The sequence below is a fragment of the Dyella sp. genome (assembly GCF_036568765.1).
Classification (GTDB): domain Bacteria; phylum Pseudomonadota; class Gammaproteobacteria; order Xanthomonadales; family Rhodanobacteraceae; genus GSA-30.
Genome location: NZ_DATCRY010000003.1, coordinates 22,184 through 28,246, shown reverse-complemented (window position 1 = coordinate 28,246; position 6,063 = coordinate 22,184). Strand labels below are relative to the sequence as shown.

Annotated in this window: 5 protein-coding genes and 1 pseudogene; 5 read left to right on the top strand and 1 reads right to left on the bottom strand. The window is 61.5% G+C overall.

The genetic code is table 11. The annotated features are described in order from the left end of the window. Positions 1-1,119, bottom strand: a pseudogene (locus VIM98_RS00320) (hypothetical protein); the annotation flags it as partial. A gap of 168 nt (positions 1,120-1,287) precedes the next feature. Between VIM98_RS00320 and rnt the strand changes: the two are divergent. The 5 genes from rnt to pstB all read left to right on the top strand — a co-directional run bounded on the left by rnt (position 1,288) and on the right by pstB (position 6,060). Beyond that, a complete protein-coding gene (rnt, locus tag VIM98_RS00315) occupies positions 1,288-1,947 on the top strand; it encodes a ribonuclease T (protein ID WP_331991087.1) in 660 nt (219 codons plus the stop codon). A gap of 234 nt (positions 1,948-2,181) precedes the next feature. Then, on the top strand, positions 2,182-3,195 hold the full coding sequence (gene pstS / locus VIM98_RS00310; RefSeq protein ID WP_331991088.1) for a phosphate ABC transporter substrate-binding protein PstS: 1,014 nt from the start codon (positions 2,182-2,184) through the stop codon (positions 3,193-3,195). 171 nt (positions 3,196-3,366) lie between these two features. Continuing rightward, on the top strand, positions 3,367-4,386 hold the full coding sequence (pstC, locus tag VIM98_RS00305; protein ID WP_331991086.1) for a phosphate ABC transporter permease subunit PstC: 1,020 nt from the start codon (positions 3,367-3,369) through the stop codon (positions 4,384-4,386). Beyond that, positions 4,386-5,261, top strand: coding sequence for a phosphate ABC transporter permease PstA (gene pstA, locus VIM98_RS00300; protein ID WP_331991085.1), 876 nt, complete (start codon positions 4,386-4,388; stop codon positions 5,259-5,261). Before pstC ends, pstA begins: the two co-directional genes overlap by 1 nt. Then, on the top strand, positions 5,254-6,060 hold the full coding sequence (gene pstB, locus VIM98_RS00295) for a phosphate ABC transporter ATP-binding protein PstB (protein WP_331991084.1): 807 nt from the start codon (positions 5,254-5,256) through the stop codon (positions 6,058-6,060). The genes pstA and pstB overlap by 8 nt, the downstream gene beginning before the upstream one ends. Positions 6,061-6,063: the final 3 nt, after the last annotated feature.

Sequence of the window (6,063 nt, the reverse complement as noted above, 5' to 3'; positions counted from 1 at the left end):
CAGCGGCAGGATCACGCCCACGCCATAGCCACCGCCATAGACGTCATGGTTGCTGTTGCCCTGGCCCGGCGTGTTGTAGCGGTTGTAGAACGCACGGCCCAGCGCGAACACTTCGTAATGACCGAAGCCCGGATCGGCGGCCAGCTTGATGACCACATCGGGGATATGGTTAAGCGACAGCGTATTGGCCGAGTCGAAGCCCGAGCCAGCCGTCATGTTGTAAACCGGCTGCACCGGCGCCTTGGACTGGTTCGGGCTGACGCCGAACGTGGTCTGCGGGTTTTCCAGCGAGATACCCAGCCACCAGGTCTTGTCGAAATCCTTGACCAGGCGAATCTGCGTCTGGCGCGCCCAGGTGAAACCCGGGATGTACTGTGCATCGATCTGCGGCGGGGTCAGCTCGTTGCGCGGGGTGATGCCCTTGCTGTTGAGCGTCAGCAGCGACCAGTTCTGGCCGGCCAGCAAGTGCAGACCCGGGTTGTCCCAGTCCACGGTCATGTAGACGTTACGCTCGCGCGGGTTGAACGAATTGCTCTCGTTCGAGTTGGCCGTCTGCGCGCCGCCGATGAAGTCGGCTTCGATGTAGCCGGCGACATGCGTGTCGGGGCTCACGTCGCCCTGGGCGAGCAGCGAGACGCGGCTCTGACGGGCGCTGAAGCGCGTTTCGGCGGTACGGCCTGCCGGGGTGTTCTTATAAGGAATGGCGCTGTAGCTCGACGCGATGTCCGCGCCTTCGTTATGCGAGCGATAGATCGTTTCGGCCGCCAGGAACCCACCCAGGGTGATGTTCACGCCCTTGTAGGCAAGCTTGTCGGACGACTTCTTCACCTGTGCTTCGGTCGCAGCCTGCTGCTTCTGCACTGCTTCGATGTTCTGACCGGTCGACACATTGATGTCGGACTGCGCATCGGTGCGCTGCTCCAGCTCGGCCACTTTGGCCTGCAGCGCTTCGAGCTGGGCCTTCAGCGCTTCGATTTCAGCGTTCTTGGCAGCGGCGCTGGAATTCTGGCTGGTGCTGCTGTTAGTCGTCTTTTTCGCCGGCGCCGGATCGGCGACGACGTGGAAGCTGGCAACGCCCAAACCGGCAGCGATCGCCACCGCGAGCAACTTGGAACGCATGGAAGGTCTCCAGTTTATTTATAGAAGTAGGTGCACTGGACCGTCCCCTATGCGGCGACCCAGTTTTCGAACAGGTGTTAGGATGAAGTTAGCCAGTTACCGTTCGATGCACTTCCTGTTACAGGAAAAAGACATCGGTAAGCGTCGCTCGGCTGATATGCTTGGCGGATGGAGAATGTCAGCAACAATCTTTCCGGCCGCATGGCCGAGCGCTTTCGGGGCTTCTTACCGGTCATCGTGGACGTGGAAACGGGCGGCTTCGACGCCGAGCGCGATGCTTTGCTGGAGATTGCCGCGGTTACCTTGAGCATGGATCAGGACGGCCTGTTACGGCCGCATCCGGCGGTATTCGCTCATGTCGAACCGTTCCCGGGCGCCAACATCGATCCGCGCTCGCTGGAGATCACCGGCATCGATCCGGACAATCCGCTGCGCGGGGCGCTCAACGAAAGGACCGCTCTCGATCACATATTTAAAAGCGTGCGCGAATCGATGCGCGAAAATGACTGCCAGCGCGCCATTCTGGTAGGCCACAATGCCTCGTTCGACCTCGGGTTCCTGAACGCCGCTGTCCGTCGTACCGGGCATAAGCGCAACCCCTTCCATCCCTTCAGCACCTTCGACACGGTCACGCTGAGCGGGCTGGCCTACGGCCAGACGGTCCTGAGCAAGGCCGTGCAGGCAGCCGGACATATGTTCGATACCCGCGAGGCGCATTCGGCCATCTACGATGCCGAGCGGACCGCCGAGCTGTTCTGCACGATCGTCAACCGCTGGCGTCGGCTCGAGCAGTTCGAGCGCGAGCACATCGGCCTGGGAGTGCTCTGAAGCACTTCAGAAAGTTATCGCAAGAACTTGCTTTCAGTGACTTTCTTCAGGCTTGCGGGGCTTCGCCCGGATCGCTCCCGCCAGCGGAAAAATGACAACAAAAGGCCGGTTGTCATAAAGATGAAACATTCAACACATTTCATTGCAACACAGCCCGCATGAAATAGAGGGCGGGCGGGAATCCCCCGTGGCCCTCTAATCCCAGGAGCGACCGTGTTGATCACTACCTCATCCATGACCCGCATCGGCGTTGCCGCTGCGATCGCCGCTGCCTCGATGTTCGGCATGACGGCTCAGGCGACCGATATCACCGGCGCCGGCTCGAGCTTCGTCTACCCCGTGCTGTCGAAGTGGTCCGCCACTTACGCCGAGAAGACCGGTAACAAGCTCAATTACCAGTCGGTCGGCTCGGGCGCCGGCGTGGCGCAGATCAAGGAAGGCACGATCGACTTCGGTGCGACCGACGCGCCGCTGAAGGCCGAAGACCTCGCACAGTTCAAGCTGGGCCAGTTCCCCGTCGTGGTCGGCGGCATCGTGCCGGTCGTCAACATCGCCGGTGTAGACGCCGGTCAGATCAAGCTGGACGGCGAAACCCTGGCCGATATCTTCCTCGGCAAGATCAACAACTGGAACGATCCGAAGATCGCCGCGCTGAATGCCGGCGTGAAGATTCCGGGCGGTAAGATCACCGTCGTGCATCGCTCGGACGGCTCGGGCACCTCGTTCAACTTCACCAACTACCTGTCCAAGGTCAGCACCGAGTGGGCCAGCAAGGTCAAGTTCGGCACCGCCGTGGATTGGCCGACCGGCGTGGGCGGCAAGGGCAACGAAGGCGTGTCGCAGTACGTCAAACAGATCAAGGGTTCGATCGGCTACGTCGAGTACGCCTATGCGGTGAAGAACAAAATCACCTGGGTGAACCTGAAGAATGCTGCGGGCCAGTTCGTTGCTCCGAACGCCGATGCCTTTGCCGCGGCTGCTGCGACGGCTGACTGGGCCTCGGCCAAGGACTTCAACGTCATCATGACCAACGCTCCGGGCGCCAAGGCGTGGCCGATCACGGCGACGACCTGGGTGGTGATGTACAAGACCGCGAAGAATGCCGAGCACGCCAAGGTGGCGTTCGACTTCTTCAAGTGGTCGCTGGAAAATGGCCAGCAGGAAGCCGCTTCGCTCGACTACGTCGCGCTGCCGGCAACCCTGGTGCAGAAGATCGAAGCCTACTGGGCTTCGGATTTCAAGAAGTAATACACCACTGCCGGGCACGATGTCCGGCGGTAAGCAAGATGGCCGCCCTTCCCTCAAGGATCGGGCGGCCTGTTGCTTACATGAGGCACAAGTGCGTGCCGGTACACCCGCTCGGCAGACCCCTTGCCGACCGGACTCTGAAGCTTCCAAGCATTGAGGGACGGCTATCTCATGCAAGCGGAACCGAGCGCAGTCGCTCCCGTGATTGCTCCACCCACCGAGCGCGCGTTGCGCGACGCCCGCAACGATCGACTGTTCGGCTGGCTGCTCAAGGCGTGTGCCCTGATCGTCCTGGCCTCTCTGCTCGGCGCCGCCGGCGCGACGCTCTGGGGCGGCCGTCATGCTTTCAGCACCTTCGGCTGGCACTTCCTGGTCAGCGATGCATGGGATCCGGGCAATGACCAGTACGGTGCGCTCGTACCGGTCTACGGCACCATCGCTACCTCGTTCATCGCCCTGTTGATCGCCGTGCCGGTCAGCTTCGGTATTGCTCTGTACCTGTCGGAAGTCGCGCCGCCGTGGCTGCGCACGCCGGTTGCCTCGGCCATCGAACTGCTGGCCGGCATCCCGTCGATCATCTACGGCATGTGGGGCTTGTTTATCTTCGCGCCGTTCTTCGCCGATCACATCAAGCCCTGGCTGGCCAACTACCTTGGCAGCAAACCCGATGACGGTCACCCGAGCTGGATCGCCGAGCACACCTTCATCGGCAAGCTGTTCGGCAGCGACTATCCATTCGGCGCGGGCGTGCTTACCGCAGGTATCGTGCTGGCGATCATGATCATCCCGTTCATTTCCTCGGTCATGCGCGAAGTGTTCCAGACCGTACCGACGCGCCTGAAAGAATCGGCTTATGCGCTGGGCTCGAGCACCTGGGAGGTTTCCTGGGATATCGTGCTGCCCTATACGCGCTCGGCGGTCATCGGCGGCATCTTCCTCGGCCTGGGTCGCGCTCTGGGTGAAACCATGGCGGTGACCTTCGTGCTCGGCAACGCCATGCAGTTGTCGCCCTCGCTGCTCGATCCGGGCGCGTCGATCGCCTCGACCATCGCCAACCAGTTCAGCGAAGCGGCCGGCCTGCAGAAATCGAGCCTGATGGCGCTGGCCTTCCTGCTGTTCGTGGTGACCTTCATCGTGCTGCTGATCGCGCGCCTGATGCTGCGCCAGCTTGCGCACAAGGAGGGTCGCTGATGGCTACCAACCAATCGCTCTATCTACGCCGCCGGATCAAGAACGTCGTTGCACTGACGCTGAGCATGGTCGCCACGCTCATCGGCCTGGTCTTCCTGGCCTGGATCCTGTGGGAAACCCTGCGCCAGGGCATCAGTGCGCTGAACCTGAAGCTGTTCACCAAGATCACCGCCTACGGCGAAGATGGCGGCCTGATCAATGCCATGGTCGGCAGCCTGATCATCGACTTCATCGGCATCGCCATTGCCACGCCGATCGGCGTACTGGCGGGCTCCTGGCTGGCCGAATACGCCAACCGCACCAAGCTGGGCGAGTCGATCCGCTTCTTGAACGACATCCTGCTATCGGCCCCGTCGATCGTGCTGGGCTTGTTCGTCTACACCATCGTGGTACTGCCGACCACCTCCCTTACCCACGGCTCCACCACATTCTCCGGCTTTGCCGGCGGCGTGGCGCTGGCACTGATCGCCCTGCCGGTGATCGTGCGCACCACCGACGAAATGCTGCGCCTGGTGCCATCCACCCTGCGCGAAGCGGCGCTCTCGCTCGGCGTACCGCAATGGAAACTGACGGTGAACATCCTGATGCGCGCAGCGCGTTCGGGCATCATCACCGGCGTGCTGCTGGCGCTCGCGCGCATCAGCGGCGAGACCGCGCCGCTGCTGTTCACTGCCTTCGGCAACAATTACATGACGTTCAATCCGATGGACAAGATGTCCAGCCTGCCGCAGGTGATCTACCAATACGCCAACGATCCCGGCGAGACGATGCATGCCATCGCCTGGGCTGGCGCCTTCGTGGTTACCATGTTCGTGCTGCTGCTGAGCCTTGCTTCCCGTTTGGTCCTTTCCCGCAACAAGGTGTCCCATGACTGAGCCCGCCGCCGCCGGCATCCAACCGCAAGCGTCGACCCCGCTGGCGCCGACCAAGATCGCCGTCAAGGACCTGCATTTCTATTACCAGGGTTTCCATGCGCTCAAGGGCATCAACATGGAAATTCCGGAGAAGAAAGTCACCGCGATCATCGGCCCCTCCGGCTGTGGCAAGTCGACTCTGCTGCGTATCTTCAATCGCATCTATGCGATCTACCCCAAGCTCGAGGCCAAAGGCGAAATCATCCTGGATAACGAGAACATCCTCGACCCGCGCTATTCGATGAATCGACTGCGCAGCAAGGTCGGCATGGTGTTCCAGAAGCCGGTGCCGTTCCCGATGACGATCTTCGAGAATGTCGCCTATGGCATCCGCCATCACGAGAAACTTTCGCGTGCCGACATGGATATCCGCGTCGAGCAGGCGCTGCGCAGCGCGGCGCTGTGGGACGAAGTGAAGGACAAGCTCAAGCAGAACGCACTGGGCCTTTCCGGTGGCCAGCAGCAGCGCCTGTGCATCGCCCGCGGCATCGCGCTCAAGCCCGAAGTGCTGCTGCTGGACGAGCCGACTTCGGCACTCGATCCGATCGCCACCGGTCGTATCGAGCAGCTGGTCGAGGAGCTCAAGAACGAATATACGATCGTCATCGTGACGCATAACATGCAGCAGGCGGCGCGCTGCTCCGACCTCACTGCCTTCATGTACCTGGGCGAATTGATCGAATTCGATCGTACCGAGAAGATCTTCACCAAGCCCAGCAAGAAGCAGACCGAGGATTACATTACCGGCCGTTTCGGTTGATCG

Bases quoted from the DNA above. Each gene is read 5' to 3' on its own strand.
- rnt (WP_331991087.1), top strand. From the start codon at position 1,288: ATGGAGAATGTCAGCAACAATCTTTCCGGCCGCATGGCCGAGCGCTTT.
- pstS (WP_331991088.1), top strand. From the start codon at position 2,182: ATGACCCGCATCGGCGTTGCCGCTGCGATCGCCGCTGCCTCGATGTTC.
- pstC (WP_331991086.1), top strand. From the start codon at position 3,367: ATGCAAGCGGAACCGAGCGCAGTCGCTCCCGTGATTGCTCCACCCACC.
- pstA (WP_331991085.1), top strand. From the start codon at position 4,386: ATGGCTACCAACCAATCGCTCTATCTACGCCGCCGGATCAAGAACGTC.
- pstB (WP_331991084.1), top strand. From the start codon at position 5,254: ATGACTGAGCCCGCCGCCGCCGGCATCCAACCGCAAGCGTCGACCCCG.